We start from the raw sequence: 16,453 nt of genomic DNA, 5'->3' as shown, positions 1-16,453 counted from the left end.
CCTTCATAAAATATCGTTATTTTATTGATCCCTAAGCCCGGTTATTCGACTTTATTTGCTACTTTATTTTTACATATTAAGCTGGAATCGGCAACAATAATTTACATGTTATGTTAAGTTACAGTCGGGGGTAAGTCGATGAATAAAGGGCTGACATTGTGCGATATTTTTTCTGAATAATAACAGAATATTTGACACGTATAGGTAAGAAGTGCTGTTATTATTGTTGATGTGGTTATATGCTTAGTTGTATGTCAATTTGTATGCCAGGAGGAACGGGAACAATGAACCCTTTTACATTGCGAGTGATCGATATTATTAAGAACATACCTGAAGGATACGTTATGACTTATGGGCAAATTGCGGATCTGGCGGGAAGCCCGCGAGGGGCGAGACAGGTCGTGCGGATATTGCATACGCAAAGCCGCATTCATAATCTTCCCTGGCACAGGGTAGTAAATGCTCAAGGGGAAATCGCGATTAGGGATGATGAATCACGCTTTATGCAGACACTTTACTTGAGCAATGAAGGCGTGGAATTGAACGTCGATGGACGTATTGACCTGGAGAAATACCGATTCATCCCACCCGAGTAGCGAAGATAACAGCATGTGAAACGACTTCAATGCTTCATAGGACATAAACAATGACTCAAGCCTGCTTGAGCATTATACCGGAATAAAGTTAAGCGGTCATGGGAATTTTATCGGATGTAATCATTGGCTGCGAGTCGGCAACTGAGGGCTAAGCTCTAGCTAGAAAGGGGTAACGAATATTGATGAAACGTCTGGCTGCAAGTATGGTTTGCCTTGTTTTGATCGTCTTATTAACCTCCGGTACTGTATTCGCTCAAGGGTCTCAGCCGTATCATTTTGGGTTCAAGAAGAGCAAGGACGGCAAGCTTCCCTCTATAGCGGAGGAGGGCTTTATGGCTACGGTTCAAAAGCACGAAGCTATTTTTCTAGGAGATACGGAGCAAAAGGAGCTCTATCTCACCTTCGATAATGGATATGAAAATGGGTATACAGCCCAAATTCTCGATGTGTTGAAGGAAAAGAAGGTGCCGGCCGCTTTCTTCGTTACGGGTCACTATGTTAAAGACCAGCCGGACCTGATCAAAAGGATGGTTAGCGAGGGACATTTGGTCGGGAATCATTCGTGGAGCCATCCTGACATGAGCCAAATTTCGGTAAACCGGATGAAAGAAGAGCTGGAGAAAGTAAGGCAAGCTGTGTCACAGCTTACAGGCCAAGAATCCATGCCGTATTTGCGGCCGCCGAGAGGAATTTTTAGCGATCAGGTGTTAAGGGCAAGCCGCGAACTGGGTTATACTAATGTGTTCTGGTCCATTGCCTATAGGGACTGGGATACGAAGCAGCAAAAGGGCTGGAGCTACGCCTATGAAAGTGTAATGGCCCAGCTGCATCCGGGAGCGGTGATTCTGCTCCATTCGGTATCTAGTGACAATGCTAAAGCGCTAGCGAAAATTATTGATGATACTCGTCAGCAGGGATATGAGTTCAAGAGTCTGGATCAATTGAAAAATAAACATTATCATTAATTGCGCCATCCCCCAAACATAAAATTACTTGCATAGGGAAATAAGAATAGTACTGTGATTTTACCGAGGGGGGCTTTTTTTTATGAGTAGTGATACCAATAAACTGTCCATTTTTGCATTAGGCGGGGTTAATGAAATTGGTAAGAATATGTATGTTTTGCGGTATGCCGATGATATTGTGATTGTCGATTGCGGCTCGAAGTTTCCGGACGAAACGTTGCTTGGTATTGATTTAATTATTCCTGATATTACTTATTTGCTGGAAAATCGCGATAAAGTTCGGGGTATCCTTATTACCCATGGCCATGAAGATCACATTGGCGGATTACCTTACATATTGCGACAGTTCCCCATGCCCGTCTATGCAACGCGGCTTACTCTGGGACTGATTGAAGGGAAGCTTAAAGAAGCCAAGCTGCTTGGATCAACAGAACGGATCTTAATTCATTCGGATTCAGAAGTTCAATTGGGCTCCATAAAGGCCACTTTCTTCAAGACGAACCACAGTATTCCTGATTGTCTGGGCATTGTGTTTCATACCCCTGAGGGGGTAGTCGTTCATACGGGAGATTTCAAGTTTGATTTAACCCCTGTAAACGAGCAGTATGCAGATCTTCATAAAATGGCCGAAATTGGAAAAGGTGGCGTTCTGGCTTTATTATCTGAGAGCACTAATGCAGAACGTCCTGGCTTTACCCCGTCGGAACGGATTGTAGGCGAGCATATTGAAGAAGAATTCCACAGAGCCCGGCAAAAGGTATTTATCTCGACCTTCGCCTCTAATGTGCACCGGCTGCAGCAAATTATCGATGCAGCGCATTTTACGAATCGCAAGCTGGCCCTACTTGGTCGGAGCATGATTAACGTGGTTACGATAGCTTCTGAGCTAGGGTATCTGAATATTCCTGAAGGAATGCTGATCGAACCGGCAGATGTTAACCAATTCGATTCGAGCCGGGTTGCTTTACTGTGCACCGGCAGTCAAGGAGAGCCGATGGCGGCGTTGTCCCGACTAGCCCGTGGGAACTTTCGTCACATTGAGATTCATCCAGGGGATACCGTGATACTCTCGGCAACACCTATTCCTGGCAATGAACGCAATGTAGCGCATACGGTAGATGATCTGTACCGCTTAGGAGCAAGAGTCATCTATGGCTCAGGATCTGTGACTGGGATGCATGTTTCCGGACATGCGAGCCAAGAAGAGTTGAAATTAATGCTGAGTCTTATGAAGCCCAAATATTTCATACCGATTCACGGAGAGTTTCGCATGCTGCATCAGCATCGTTTGCTGGCTGAAGCCGTAGGTGTGGAGCCGGATCATACCTTCATTTTAAATATCGGAGAAGTGGTTGAAATCCGCAACGGCGTTGCCCGTCAATCAGGGAAAGTACCTGCTGGAAATACGCATGTGGACGGATTGGGCATAGGGGATGTAGGGAATATTGTGCTGCGGGATCGGAAGCATCTCTCTCAGGATGGTATACTCATTGTGGTGACAATTCTTAGTAAAACGGAAGGGAAAATTGTATCCGGACCGGATATGATCTCCCGAGGTTTCGTGTATATCCGCGAGTCGGAGGGTTTGCTGGATGAAGCGAACCGCTTGGTTAGCGATGTGATCAATAAGCTGCAGACAGAGAACATTAATCAATGGAGTACGATTAAATCTCATGTGAAAGAGGTACTGGGGAGATTTTTGTATGAAAAAACGGGCAGAAGGCCGATGATTTTGCCAGTTATTATGGAGATTTGACATTCCACTAAACGATAGCTGGTTAATATGAAGCTGATGCCAATGCTGGTGTCAGCTTTGTTGTTTACTTATTTGGCTGCTATGTTTTTGAGCAAAAATTCCAACTGCCGGGTGCTATGAGCTATAATAAAAAGGGTAATAACTTTTTTCTTAAAATAACAGACTTTATAAGTTTTCAGCGGAGCTGAATAAGTCTGTTATTGCAAGAAAAGCTACCTCTCAGACACGAATGTATCTTCATCGAGAGGGCTTCGAATGGAAGCTTTTCTTACTGGGAGCATAAAGGAGACCTACACATGAATATGTCCAAGTCACAGGCAGGTAAGCCCACTTTAACCGAAGGGCCGATAGCCAAAACTCTTTTCTTATTTTCTTTGCCTATCTTGCTGGGGAATGTGCTGCAAAGCTTGAACGGCTCGATAAACTCAATCTGGATCGGCAAGTTTCTTGGTGAGCAAGCGCTCGCGGCTACGTCCAACGCAAACATCATCATGTTCCTCTTAATCAGCGGTATATTTGGAATTGCGATGGCGGCAGTAATCCTGATTGGTCAAAATTTGGGGGCCAAAAAGGTGGATGAAGCTAAAAAGGTAGTCGGTACGAGTGCCGTATTTTTCATGGTGTTATCTATTGTTGTGGGCTGTATCGGGGTGTTTTTCTCTCCTCATATTTTGAGCTGGATGAATACGCCTCCCGATGCTTTCGAGCTGGCCGTTTCGTATACCCGGATTATGTTTGCGGGAATTCCCTTTATTTTTGGCTATAATCTGGTCATGGCTGTGCTGAGAGGCTCTGGCGATGCCAAAACGCCCTTTTACTTTTTGCTGCTATCTGCCTGTCTCGATATTATTCTGAACCCGTTGTTAATTGAAGGAATAGGACCGTTTCCAAGGATGGGGATATCCGGTTCTGCCACCGCGACGTTTATTTCTCAGCTTGTCAGCTTTGTTCTCTTACTTGTTTACCTGTATCGGAAAAAGTATTTTCTGCGTATTACGAAAACCGATTTTCATTTGCTTACTTTGAACTGGACGATTATTCGGTCCCTTATACAAAAAGGTCTCCCGATGGGTTTAAATATGATTGTAGTTTCAGTGAGCAATTTAATTCTGATTCATCTGGTCAATTCATTTGGGTCTGAGGCATCGGCTGCGTTTGGGGTGGCCACTCAAATTTCCAGCTATGTACAGATGCCAGCCATGGCTATTGGCGGGGCTGTGACTTCCATGGCTGCGCAAAATATAGGAGCGGGGAATTGGCATAGGGTCAACCGTATTACGTGGATTGGCGTTGTATTCAACATTGTATTGACGGGGCTGCTCGTTATCTGTATTCATTTCTTTAACCGTGAGGCGGTCAGTTTGTTTCTGCCACCCAATGGAAAAGCGATCGATCTGGGTGTTCATATCAACAACGTTACTTTATGGTCCTTTATACTATTTGGTATTTTCAATGTGGTGGCTGGTGTTGTAAGATCCTCGGGAGCTGTTATTGTTCCGCTGGTTGTATCTTTTATTGCCTTATTGTTCGTAAGAAATCCCATTGCCTATCTATTAGGCTATAATTATGGATTCGATTCTATTTGGTGGAGCTTTCCCATCAGCTTTTTTATAGCCGCTGCGCTGAACATTATATACTACAGATTCGGCAACTGGAAAAAAGCGAGAATGGTAAGTGCCGCGGGTGCTTCGTAGACCTGAATGCTGAATCCTGCACACAGAACCTCCACGATCACTGATAAGGTGGGAGCGGAGGTTTTTTCGCGTTCTAAGACTTGATGGTTGTGAATTTCAATGCATCGATAAAAGGGATGTTTCTTTCACCCCAACCCGAAAATCGGTTAAGGAGGCGAGGAAGCAGCGCAAAGGACAGAGTATAACAAAATAGGGCATGGGTGTGTGGGGGGAGGAGTGATGGCGAATGGTTAACTGGAATTTCTGGAGCTAATAATCCCCGTCAGATCCTCTGTTAGGTACTTAACTGGAAAAGCTCCATCTATATAGAGAGATTATTGGGTGAAATGCATTAAAGGATGAAATCAGCAGGATATTTTCCAGTTATTTGCTGAAAAAGCCCTTGCGGCCTGGAATTAACGGGAGGATTTCCTGTTAGCCAACCATGCATCCTTAGACTGCACCACAGAGCATCAAAGCTATTCCGTTCTTTCATTTTAGTAATAAGGGAGCGCCTAGTTTTTATGGCATGTGAGGGATGCCATGACGTGAAGATGATACCGTATCGTTCGCGACTTTGATCAGATGGACGACGGGGGATCCTGAGATACCGCTGCAGTTTAGATTGCGAAGCATGTGGTGGAGAGATGTACCTGGAATACTACCAAGGGATACATGGCTATGAATACCGGATCGAAGACGGTTAGGGATGAAAGAAGCCTCATAAGGCACAGTGTAGAACAAAAGAGGGCATGGGTGTGGGATGGAGGAGTGATAGCGTCCGCCCTGGTCGTCACCTCCGGTGACTGCTCGGGTATGCAACCTGCCTTTGAAGCTCGTGTTCCTCCCGCTGCAAGCCTACCATTCAAAGGAACACGACTTCAACAGCGGCCTGAATCCCACATCCATCCCTCTAAACGCACAAACGTAAATTGTACATCAAGGACGCCGCAAGGCGTTTTTCTTTCCGGTGAGCTCAGCCTGATCATGCAGCATCGGCTTTATTGATTTTATTAATATAGAAATAGAAAGTTTCAATTAGACCAAGAAAAAGATTGGCCTTACAATAATATTAATTCCGATAAATTACATATGTATAGTATGAATAAATGGAGGGGTAAATAACTGAATCGAAGTCAATTTAGGCTGGAGGAGGAGCTAGTGTACGCACTTAACAATGAATTCATCCGGTAGTTCCTTGAACTCTAATAAAGGAGTGGAAAAAATGTCGACTGCAATTCATGTGCTCGTCCGTGATGCCCGACTTGAGGAATGGGAGGAGGCAATTGATTTAACCATAGCGGCCTATAGGCAATATGAGGAAAGCTTTGGACAGCCGTTATGGGAGCAATACATAAAGAACATAAGGTCGCAATGGGTAAATCAAGAGAATACACAGCGGATTGTGGCGGTTCAGGGAGGGAAGCTTGTGGGCAGCGTGCTGTTGTATCCTCCCCAGGAAGGCTTGTACGAGAAGTTAAATGAGATGATCCCCTATCCGGAAGTCAGGCTCTTGGGTGTACATCCCTCGATTAGGGGAAAGGGCATCGCAACCACGCTGATTCGCGAATGCGAGCAGCGAGCTATTGGAGCCGGAGCGCCTTATTTGGGACTGCATACTTCAGATCGAATGCCGTCCGCTGTAAGGCTGTACACGAGGCTTGGATTCGAACGAGTGCCTGAATTCGATTTTTTCGGAGGGGATAATCGGACCTTGGTTAAAGCTTACAGGTTTAAACTTGCTGCAACTAGTAGCTTATGACTCCCGTGTTGCAATACTGCATTCCAAATAATAGGAAGTATATATCAGGAGGAGTTACCTATGAAAATAATGAATTGCATGGCAATTACGATTGCTTCCGTGTTACTGTTTGCAGGCTGCGGAGCGAAGGAACAGACCGCTGCTAAAGGGGCGGCCAGCACGGCCAGCGTTGCATCTCCCGCAAGCGCAGCGCCTCAGAAGGTAAAGAAGATCGTTGTCGGTACGAGCGGCACTTTCAAGGATGTTACTTTCCTGGATGAAAAGGGAAATTTGACTGGCTATGATATCGAATTAACCAAGGAAATCGACAAGCGTCTGCCGGGTTATGAATTCGAATTTAAGACGATGGAATTTGCCAGCATCCTGCTGAGTTTGGAAGCGGGCAAAATCGATCTGGCCGTTAACCAGTATGAGGTAAACCCGGAGAGGCAGGCCAAATTTCTTTTTAACGATGAAGCTTATAATATCTGGCCAAGCAAAGTCGTTGTGCGTAAAGACAACGATGCAATCAAATCAGTCGAGGATCTGAAGGGCAAGAAGGTGATAACAAGCCCGGGAAGCAATGGGGCCGTGTGGCTGCAGGATTACAATAAGGCCCATGGAAATCCGTATGAAATTGTTTTCTCGGGAAGCGGCGGGACTAACGATGTCATTAGCCAAATCAAAACAGGCCGAGTCGATGCTACCATCGGTACACCTTTCTCGATAGCGAGCCGCAATAGAGACGCCGACGCGCAGCAGAAAGTGGTAGGTCCGGTCCTCTATACCTCGAAAATTTATTACGTGCTGCGTAAAGATGAAACTGAATTAAAGAGCAAAATTGATGAGGCGATTCGGGAAATTAAGAAGGATGGAACGCTGGCGAAGCTGAGCAAGCAATGGCTGGGCGAAGATTTTACAGTTACTGAATAAATTCGCCTGATCAAGTCGAGGGAGGCATAGGGGGTTAAATGGGGAAATCATTTGATTTTACACTCATCTGGGTTTATCTGCCGAAGCTGCTGTCATTTCTGCATGTGACCTTGTTCATTGTAGTGGCTTCCGTCGCATTCGGCATCCTTATTGGCCTGGTCGCGGCACTGCCAAGATTGTATAAGATTCCGGTTCTCAACCGAATTGTGGTTATTTACATTTCTTATACGAGAGGCACTCCGATTCTGATCCAGTTGTTTCTGGTCTATTACGGATTGCCGGAGCTGCTCAAGGCTGTCCATATCGATGTGACCGATGTTCAGCCGCTTGTGTTCGTGGTTATCACCTATGCACTCCACTTTGCCGCTTATTTCTCCGAAATCGTACGCGCCGCAGTGAATGCCGTCGACCGCGGTCAAGCGGAAGCCGGATATTCCATTGGCATGGGAAATTATGATGTATTGACGCGGATCGTACTTCCCCAAGCCTGGAAGGTCGCACTGCCGAACGTTGCCAATCTGATTATTGGCACCCTGAAGGACACATCTCTCGCCTATACGTTGGGAGTAATGGATGTTGTCGGCCGAGCCGAAATGTTAGGCACGACCTATCATTTTCTGGAGATATGGATCGCGCTTTCGATCATTTATTACACGATAGTTCTTATCTTCGAGTACACATACCGCAGGGTAGAACGCAGCTTATCCAAATATGAAAAGCATGTCGCTGCTATTAATTAAAGAGGAGGGGATGGGATATCCAGATCGACTTCAGCTTTATCATAGAGGCTTTCCTGGCAATGCTTAAGGCGCTGCCGCTTACTTTGGTCATTTCTATTGTGCCCTTGTTTACGGGATTCATCGTCGGAGTCGTTGTAGCCTTCGTGCGTATGTACAAGGTCAAATACATTCATCGGATAGCTCAATTCTATGTTTCCTTTTTCCGTGGGACGCCTCTGCTGCTCCATATTATGTTAGTTTATTTTGCTCTTCCAATGATACTCGATGCGCTGTCGGTGAGGTATGGCTGGGGGATAAGCTCCAGCTTCATTCCCCTGATTATGTTTATCTTCGTTGCGTTTACGTTGAATATCGGCGCTTATATGTCGGAAACGATTCGTTCCGGGATCTTGTCGGTCAGCATCGGACAATTGGAAGCGGCTTATTCGGTAGGCATGACAACCTCGCAAGCGATGAGGCGCATCGTCATTCCTCAGGCCCTGATGGCTAGCCTGCCGAATCTGCTAAGCAAATTCGTCGGATTGCTGCACGGATCTTCGCTTGCCTTCACCATTTCCTTACAGGAAGTGAACGGAACGGCACATATTGTGGCTATGAGAAATTGGAAATATTTAGAGGCCTTTATTGCAGCCGCTGTAATCTATTGGATATTGACCATAATAGCGGAGCATATTTCAGGCTTACTGGAGAAACGTTTGAATGTGTACAGCAAGGGCGGCGTGGCTTAATATTCAAGGGCCATCGAGCAGACCGGATTAATAGCTACCACTGTTGTTAGTACTAGGTATATTTGGCTGGCAAGAGATATGGGAGGAGGATAACCCATGATTACATTAACCAAAATCACGAAATCATTCGGCTGTAACCAGGTACTCCGGGGCATCGACTTAACGGTAAATAAGGGCGAAGTGGTGGCGATACTGGGACCGAGCGGCTCTGGTAAAACGACGCTGCTGAGGTGCATGAACTATTTGGAAAAACCAAACGAAGGCTTCATTACAATTGATGATTTCAGCGTAGATTGTAAACGGGCCAGTAAAAAAGAAATCCATCAATTGCGCCAAAAGACAGCGATGGTATTCCAACAGTACAATCTGTTCCGTCATAAGACGGCGCTCGAGAACGTCATGGAAGGACTTGTGATCGTAAAGAAGCAGTCGAAGGACGAAGCGCGTCGGCGAAGTGTCGAGCTGTTGGAGAAAGTAGGGCTCGGAAGCAAGCTGGATTCGTATCCCTCCCAGCTGTCCGGAGGCCAGCAGCAGCGCGTAGGCATTGCACGTGCGCTGGCCTTGAATCCGGCAGTTATCCTGTTCGATGAACCAACCTCAGCGCTTGATCCCGAGCTGGTCGGGGAAGTGCTCTCGGTCATTCGTAAGATTGCCAAGGAGGGGATAACGATGGTCATCGTCACCCATGAGATGACTTTCGCGCAGGATGTTGCGAGCCATGTCGTTTTTATGGATGAAGGTGTCATTGTTGAAGAAGGAAAACCTGCCGAGCTGTTCAACGAGCCAAAAGAGGAACGGACGAAGCAGTTTCTAAGACGGATTAGGCCGGAGCTGTCCTATTCCATATAGGAGGAAACCGCATTAGCTATCTATTTTACCTGAGAAAGGGTGAATAATATGAGTAAAGTATACCGTCTTGCCACCTTGGAGGATGCTGAAAGGCTGCGTCATGTTATTTATGAAGCCTATGTGACGATTAGGGAGCTGAAGCTTCAATGGCCTGCGGCTAACGCAAATCTTGCCCTCGTTCAAGATAATATCCTGAAGAATGAATGCTATGTCTTGGAATTGGATGGAGAAATCGCCGCAACCTTGACATTGTCGAAGGAGAAGCTTAACAGGTGGAACATTGACCTTCCTTTCGTCAAATGGTTTGCGGTGGGGCCAGAGTATCAAGGACTAGGGCTTGGCACGGAACTGCTTGTTTGGGTGGAGGAAACGATTATCAGGGATAAACTGGGAGCGTCTGCCCTTACACTGGCTACTGCTGAGAAGCATCCGTGGCTTTTGGCTATGTATGAACGAAAAGGGTATGAGAGAATAGATTCGATTGACCGGGGCAACGGGGATGGTACTATGCATTTGCTGCGAAAAGTTGTGAATCCCAACTTATTTGAAGCTCAGCTTGCTGGTGGAAACATTCGCTGAGGAGGCGGCATTATGACAGTAAAGGGCGGCGATGGAGCCATCATAATCAACGAGAGAATCGAGCAACAGCTGTTGGATATTAGACGTCACCTGCATCAATATCCAGAGCTGTCTCATGAGGAATATGAGACAACGGCGTATATTCGCGAAAGGCTGGAAGAAGCCGGGATTCGGATCGCCGCACAGTTTCCCCTAAAAACTGGGCTAATTGCCGAGGTGGGGGGACTGCAAGGGGGACCTGTCATAGCTTTGCGAGCTGACATTGATGCTCTTCCCATTCTGGAGGAAACGGGACTGCCCTTCTCTTCCAAGAATACAGGCAAGATGCATGCTTGCGGTCACGACTTCCATACCGCAGCCATTCTCGGTGCAGCCTTATTGCTTAAAGAGAAGGAGCACGAGCTGCCAGGGACGGTTCGCTTCGTGTTCCAGCCTGCGGAGGAGAAGGCGGCCGGTGCAGAGAAAGTGCTGCAGAGCGGTGCGTTGGAGGGAGTGCGTGCAATCTATGGCATGCACAATAAGCCGGATCTGCCAGTCGGCACGATCGGTATCCGATCAGGACCGCTGATGGCTGCGGCCGACGGCTTTCTCGTGGAGTTTGAAGGTATCGGGTCACATGCAGCTGTACCCGAAGCCAGTGTCGACCCGATTGTTGCTGCTGCTCATTTGGTTACGGCACTGCAGACGATTGTCAGCCGCAACGTAAGCCCGCTCGACAGCGCAGTTATCAGTGTAACCCGTCTAAACAGTGGAACAGCCTGGAATGTCATTCCTGATACGGCAGTGCTGGACGGCACGGTGAGGACGTTCGATGAGCTGGTGCGCACTCGGGTAATAGAGAGATTCGGCGAGGTCGTAAACGGCATTGCAGCGGCATATGGAACGAAGGCTGCCGTGCGTTGGATTCAAGGGCCGCCACCCGTTAATAACGATGCAGAGCTGGCGGAAGCCGCACGGAGGACGGCAGAACGGCTTGGTATCCATGTTGTTACGCCCAAGCAGTCATTGGCTGGCGAGGATTTTGCTTTTTACCAAAAGCATCTTCCAGGATTCTTCGCATTCATGGGAACAGGGGGGCAGAAGGAATGGCATCATCCCGCTTTCGATGTCGATGAGCGAGCATTGCCAATCAGCGCCTCTTTCTTTGCCGGGTTGGCTATTGCCGAGCTGGAGCGTTTCGTAGCTGAGCCGTAAGGCTGAGGAGGAAGCAACTTGGCTAACTCTCAGTTCAAACGTATGCGTTAAACAAAAGCTGCTCCCAAAAGGATAAAGCCAAACAATTGAATCCCGTAAAAAAAAGAACCTTTCAACTCTACTATATAAAGTGGAATTGAAGGTTCTTTTACATTTCAATACTACCGAGTGGAGGCTGAAATTTCCAACAATAACTTTTCGACAGCCTTTTAGTAACGACTATAGTTTAAGTTTGCTAAGGATATCACGCGTCAAGGTCTGTTCTAATCGGCTGCCTGGATTTTGTATACCTGCGCAGCATGAAAAAGGAAAGCAGCAGGACAACAACCAACAATATATAAATATGCTGATAAGCAAACAATGGAGCAATCCCATCCTGCCAAACGATCAGCAGCCCGCACAGGGCAACTGCGAACGAGCCTCCCATATATTGCGATAGCTGGGAAAGGCCCATTCCGGAGCCGATCTGTTCCTTGGGAAGAATACGCGACACCTCATTGGATAGGGTGGATGTAATGGTTGATAAGGATGGGGCAAATATCAAGTAGGCAAATGTTATGACAAAGGCTGATATATGGATTCCCAGGGATATGAGGACTAGTGAAAGCCCCATTAGAATATGTCCAGCCAATAAGAACCGCATATTGCCATACCGGTCTATCCAGCGCCCGACAAAGTTCATTAGACATGCTGACAATATTGCACCGGGGAAGATCATTAATCCTACAGCTGCAGCTGATTTATGGAAGCCGTTTGCTAGTATAAGAGGCATAAGAAACAGCATGGACATGTTGAGCACAAATGCCGAGAATGCCATGAAAATTAATTTGCGGTAACCGGAATTTCGGAACAACAATGGCTGGATGAACGGCTCCTTGGCTTTGTACAAATGTTTGAATAAAAGGATAGCCGCTGCAATGCTGACGATTAAAAAGATCGCAGATAACGATGCAATGGCAATTAATAGTGCAGCAGCCGTCACTACAATAAGAGCGGCACCGACAAAGTCGAACCGGACCTTCTTCTGTTCTTCCTTAGGCAGCAATCTCCAAAGTACGGGGACCAAAGGAATGACCAGACAAGTGACGAGAAATAGCTCCTGCCAACCGAAAAACTCTGTGATTATCCCTCCGGCGACCGGACCTACCCCGAAGGCCAGGGCGCTTCCGGAGGCTATCATAGTAATGGCGCGTCCTCTTCGTTCAAATGGCACGTAGCGGCTGGCGAGCACCATCCCAAGCCCTGGCATGGCGCCGGCGCCGCAGGATTGCAGCAGTCGGGCTGTTAGCAGCAGATCGAAGCCTTGAGCCATAAATCCTAGTACAGACGACACTCCGAGACAGGTTAGTCCTATAGCCAGAAGCTTACGGATGGGTATGAAGTCGGACAAACGGCTAAATATAATCGTGGACAAGGCAAAGCCAATCGAATAACCCGATACGATCCAGGAAGCAAGTCCGGCCGTTATATGAAGCTGGGCTATAATTTCCGGTAAGGAGACGTTAAACATAGTTGTATTCATGACGACTAGGAATGTTCCTATGGACCAGACTGGTATAACCACATTGTCTTTCATGAAGTTCCCACCTAATGATTTGATTGTTTATTGTTACCAATGTATGTAAATTTCATGAAAATAGCTGTATAATAATACCTTGACGCCCCATTAATACTGCGATAATAATTGTGTCCTATGCTGTTAATAAATGGGGAAGAGCTTTTGAAAAGCTATCTCATTATAGCGTCTATCACTAAAACAGATCAAATATTAAGTGTGTTAACTAGTGAGACATTTGGTTGCAGTTACTCAAAAACCAGGAGGTAGTATTCCATGCGGCTTGTACTTATGGGAGATTTTCATTATTCACGGATGGAGGACGGAGCCGAGGAGATGAAAGAGGCAAGAGACCGAGCTTATTCGGTCATGCTTGATACATTCGTGAATACGGATGGGCAATTCCATATTTCATTAGGTGATCTTACGCATGATGGATTTCCAGAGGAATTCGGTTATGTGTTTGATCGTATAGAAGGCGGCCAATGCAATTTCATCCATGTATTGGGCAACCATGATACGCATTCAATTCCCAAGGCGGACATTTTGGTCATTACCGGACAGCAGCGTTACCGTTCCATTGAATTGGATGAAGCTATGCTCATCTTCCTCGACTCTACCAAGGAAATGAACAAGTCCGACTGGGGAGGCGAGATAGACGAAGAGCAATTGGAGTGGCTGGAAGCCAGGCTTGTAGAATCAGGGGAAAAACCGGTTTTTGTTTTCGCTCACCATCCGGTCTACGATACAACCGCTTGCTCAACTATGGAGAAGCTTTCCATCCATCCGGATATTGATATGAAGGCTGTTTTGAACAAGAAGCAGGGCTTTGGATTTTACTTCTGTGGTCATAATCATGTGAATTCCATAGTGCGGCAGGACGGATGGCATTACATTCAAACTGCGGCATGTCTGGATATTCCAGCCTTCCGTATTGTTGAGCTTGAGGATGATCAGGTAACGACGGAGCTGGTAACGATAGATCATACTGACCTTACGGAATACATAACATCATTTAATACGAAAATGAAGGGCTTCACTCCTGTTCAGGAAGCACGCGGCGAAGCGGCTGATTGCAGTTTAAGCGTGAAGATTAACGATATTGGCACAATATCACGTTAAACATAAGAGTATTAGGCGACAAAATATAATGGAGGGGCTCATCGAATTTATGAGCTCCTCTTTTCTTTTTAAGAGAAAGGTATCCAGACTTCATTTGGCATCGTGGAAAATAATACCCAGACTGTACCTCGCACCAGAAGTAATCGTGCTGACTCCGTGCCGAAGCGTGGTTTTATAGTAGCCGCGCGCTCCCGGTACCGGGCGATGATTCGTAGGAAAGATAATTCCTGCGCCTTGCTCCAGCGTAAGCACATGCCCTCTGCTTTGAGCCCTCGGCCGTTGCTCGGTCAGCAGAAACTCTCCGCCAGTGTAATCCTCCCCTCTCTGATTTAAAGCGAATACCACCTGAAAGGGAAAAAATACTTCACCATACAAATCCTGATGCAGGCAGTTGTATCCTCCGGTTTCGTATTTAAGAATTAATGGTGTCGAGCGCAGCTGCCCCTGCTGGTGACAAAGATCGAGAAATGCCGGGAGTGCCGGCGGATATACCGTATTGCGGCCAAGCTTCTCCAGCCAACGATTGGCGGTCAGGGCAAGCTCGGGGTAAAAGCCCTCACGAAGCTGCTGGAGCAAGTCTGGAAGCGGGGCCTGATAATATTTGTACTCCCCGATTCCGAACCGATATCTGGCCATATCAATAGTGCTTCTGAAAAAGGCTGCTTCCTCGTACGTATTCATGATTTCAGTGCACTGCTCTTGATCCAGCAGGACAGGAACCTCAGCGTAGCCCTGCTCATCCAGCGATTTCTGCAGCGAGCTCCAATCTAATGCGGCAATACGTGTTGCAAGCCGGTTAGGCATAGGCCTGACTCCCCCCAACGGCTAACGAGCTTTCGCGTTCCAGCTGCAGGAGCTGCGTCTTCATATCAAGACCACCCCGGTAGCCTGTAAGCGAGCCGTCCTTCCCTATCACCCGATGGCACGGTACGGTAATCAATACCGGATTGGCTCCGATAGCCGTTCCAACTGCACGTACTGCCGAAGGCTTTTGAATAAGGTCGGCAATATCCGAGTAGGTTTGGGTTTGTCCATACGGAATCTTACAGAGTGCATCCCATACGGCAAGCTGAAATGAGGTTCCATGGAAATCAAAGGGTACGGTAAAAGCACTCCGTGTTCCTTCGAGATACTCGACTAATTCTGCTGTATAGAGCTGCAGCCTTTCATCGTCTTGAGTCAATATGCTGCCTGGAAAGCGCCTTTTAGCCCAATCTGATAATTCTTGAAAAGGTTTATTGAGAGAACCTACGTAGCATAACCCTCTTGAGGTTGCGGCCATATACAGGCTCCATGACTCATGAACCAGCAATGTCCAGTAAATAACGGGATTAGTTTTTGTTTCCACTGTGCAGCGCCTCCTTAGCGTGTTTTTTGCTGTATATTTGTCGATAGTCGGCAGGTGTATGTCCGGTTTTCTTCTTGAACAGGGTTATAAAATAAGGTGCATTGGGCATGCCTACTGTCAAAGCAATATCCATAATGGTTTTATCCGTATGAATGAGGTGGTCGATGGCTTTATTTATTCTCGTTTGCTGGACATACTCGACCGGCGTTATCCCCTTAATCCGTTTGAAGGTGCGGTGCAAATGATAAGGACTGCCGTGGCACATATCCGCCAAGTTTGCCAGCGTTAGCGTTTCAATGTAATTGTTGTCGATGTATTGAGTTATTTGATCTACCCAGTCATGATCCGGCAATCGCTCACCGGTCGGTTTGCATCGTTTGCATGGACGGAAATTAGCGGATAGTGCTTGCTTGGCATTTTGAAAAACGCGCACATTTTCCATTTTGGGTATTCTGGATTTACAAGAGGGCTTGCAAAAAATACCTGTGGTTTTTACCGCGTAAATAAACTTGTCATTGTAAGATGCATCGTTAAGGATTATTGCTCGCCATTGTTCCTCTGTCATAAGCTCCTCATGGGTATCAGCTGTATCTGCAGCGTTTTTTAAACTGGACGTGTCCACATGTCTTTGCCCTTTAAAATCATTCATTTGCCTCACCTCCACACACAGTATA

16 protein-coding genes are annotated in these 16,453 nt (G+C 46.7%); 12 read left to right on the top strand and 4 right to left on the bottom strand.

Annotated features, from left to right (window positions below; genetic code table 11):
* Window positions 1-284: 284 nt before the first annotated feature.
* The 11 genes from ACFQ0C_RS10505 (at window position 285) to ACFQ0C_RS10455 (ending at window position 11,754) form a co-directional block, all read left to right on the top strand.
* The gene (locus ACFQ0C_RS10505; protein ID WP_379366501.1) at window positions 285-596 is read left to right on the top strand and encodes an MGMT family protein; all 312 of its coding nucleotides are present in this window, start codon (window positions 285-287) and stop codon (window positions 594-596) included.
* A gap of 203 nt (window positions 597-799) precedes the next feature.
* Window positions 800-1,561 (top strand): delta-lactam-biosynthetic de-N-acetylase, encoded by a 762-nt coding sequence (pdaA, locus tag ACFQ0C_RS10500; RefSeq protein ID WP_258215965.1) that lies wholly within the window; start codon window positions 800-802, stop codon window positions 1,559-1,561.
* Between the two features lie 82 nt (window positions 1,562-1,643).
* Window positions 1,644-3,317 (top strand): ribonuclease J, encoded by a 1,674-nt coding sequence (locus tag ACFQ0C_RS10495; protein ID WP_379366499.1) that lies wholly within the window; start codon window positions 1,644-1,646, stop codon window positions 3,315-3,317.
* 302 nt (window positions 3,318-3,619) lie between these two features.
* Window positions 3,620-5,011, top strand: coding sequence for an MATE family efflux transporter (locus ACFQ0C_RS10490; protein WP_379366745.1), 1,392 nt, complete (start codon window positions 3,620-3,622; stop codon window positions 5,009-5,011).
* A 1,204-nt stretch (window positions 5,012-6,215) separates the two neighbouring features.
* Window positions 6,216-6,752, top strand: coding sequence for a GNAT family N-acetyltransferase (locus tag ACFQ0C_RS10485; RefSeq protein ID WP_379366497.1), 537 nt, complete (start codon window positions 6,216-6,218; stop codon window positions 6,750-6,752).
* A 60-nt stretch (window positions 6,753-6,812) separates the two neighbouring features.
* Complete coding sequence (locus ACFQ0C_RS10480) at window positions 6,813-7,664, top strand: transporter substrate-binding domain-containing protein (RefSeq protein WP_379366495.1); 852 nt, start codon at window positions 6,813-6,815, stop codon at window positions 7,662-7,664.
* A 38-nt stretch (window positions 7,665-7,702) separates the two neighbouring features.
* Window positions 7,703-8,404, top strand: a complete 702-nt coding sequence (locus ACFQ0C_RS10475) for an amino acid ABC transporter permease (RefSeq protein ID WP_379366493.1) — start codon at window positions 7,703-7,705, stop codon at window positions 8,402-8,404.
* Between the two features lie 59 nt (window positions 8,405-8,463).
* Window positions 8,464-9,132, top strand: coding sequence for an amino acid ABC transporter permease (locus tag ACFQ0C_RS10470; protein WP_379366491.1), 669 nt, complete (start codon window positions 8,464-8,466; stop codon window positions 9,130-9,132).
* A gap of 96 nt (window positions 9,133-9,228) precedes the next feature.
* Window positions 9,229-9,981 carry an amino acid ABC transporter ATP-binding protein gene (locus tag ACFQ0C_RS10465; protein ID WP_379366488.1) on the top strand — a complete coding sequence of 251 codons (753 nt, stop codon included), beginning with the start codon at window positions 9,229-9,231 and terminating at the stop codon, window positions 9,979-9,981.
* A gap of 48 nt (window positions 9,982-10,029) precedes the next feature.
* The gene (locus ACFQ0C_RS10460) at window positions 10,030-10,560 is read left to right on the top strand and encodes a GNAT family N-acetyltransferase (protein WP_379366486.1); all 531 of its coding nucleotides are present in this window, start codon (window positions 10,030-10,032) and stop codon (window positions 10,558-10,560) included.
* Window positions 10,561-10,572: 12 nt separating this feature from the next.
* Window positions 10,573-11,754, top strand: coding sequence for an amidohydrolase (locus ACFQ0C_RS10455; RefSeq protein ID WP_379366484.1), 1,182 nt, complete (start codon window positions 10,573-10,575; stop codon window positions 11,752-11,754).
* A 244-nt stretch (window positions 11,755-11,998) separates the two neighbouring features.
* On the opposite strand, the gene ACFQ0C_RS10450 is transcribed toward ACFQ0C_RS10455, so the two are convergent.
* The gene (locus tag ACFQ0C_RS10450) at window positions 11,999-13,330 is read right to left on the bottom strand and encodes an MFS transporter (RefSeq protein WP_379366482.1); all 1,332 of its coding nucleotides are present in this window, start codon (window positions 13,328-13,330) and stop codon (window positions 11,999-12,001) included.
* A 255-nt stretch (window positions 13,331-13,585) separates the two neighbouring features.
* Between ACFQ0C_RS10450 and ACFQ0C_RS10445 the strand changes: the two genes are divergently transcribed.
* Window positions 13,586-14,431 carry a metallophosphoesterase family protein gene (locus tag ACFQ0C_RS10445; protein WP_379366480.1) on the top strand — a complete coding sequence of 282 codons (846 nt, stop codon included), beginning with the start codon at window positions 13,586-13,588 and terminating at the stop codon, window positions 14,429-14,431.
* Between the two features lie 90 nt (window positions 14,432-14,521).
* Here the strand turns inward: ACFQ0C_RS10445 and ACFQ0C_RS10440 are convergent, their stop codons facing one another.
* The 3 genes from ACFQ0C_RS10440 to ACFQ0C_RS10430 are packed head-to-tail and all read right to left on the bottom strand — an operon-like array spanning window position 14,522 to window position 16,344.
* The gene (locus ACFQ0C_RS10440; RefSeq protein ID WP_379366477.1) at window positions 14,522-15,235 is read right to left on the bottom strand and encodes a 2OG-Fe(II) oxygenase; all 714 of its coding nucleotides are present in this window, start codon (window positions 15,233-15,235) and stop codon (window positions 14,522-14,524) included.
* Entirely contained in the window at window positions 15,228-15,779 is a 552-nt protein-coding gene (locus ACFQ0C_RS10435; RefSeq protein WP_379366475.1) for a methylated-DNA--[protein]-cysteine S-methyltransferase, read from the bottom strand. The genes ACFQ0C_RS10440 and ACFQ0C_RS10435 overlap by 8 nt, the downstream gene beginning before the upstream one ends.
* Window positions 15,763-16,344 (bottom strand): bifunctional transcriptional activator/DNA repair enzyme AdaA, encoded by a 582-nt coding sequence (locus ACFQ0C_RS10430; protein ID WP_379366743.1) that lies wholly within the window; start codon window positions 16,342-16,344, stop codon window positions 15,763-15,765. Before ACFQ0C_RS10430 ends, ACFQ0C_RS10435 begins: the two co-directional genes overlap by 17 nt.
* Between the last annotated feature and the right edge of the window lie 109 nt (window positions 16,345-16,453).

This window comes from Paenibacillus sp. GCM10027630 (assembly GCF_042676305.1).
GTDB lineage: Bacteria > Bacillota > Bacilli > Paenibacillales > NBRC-103111 > Paenibacillus_S.
Note: the sequence above shows the minus strand (reverse complement) of the source record. Positions and strands in the feature narration are given on the sequence as shown.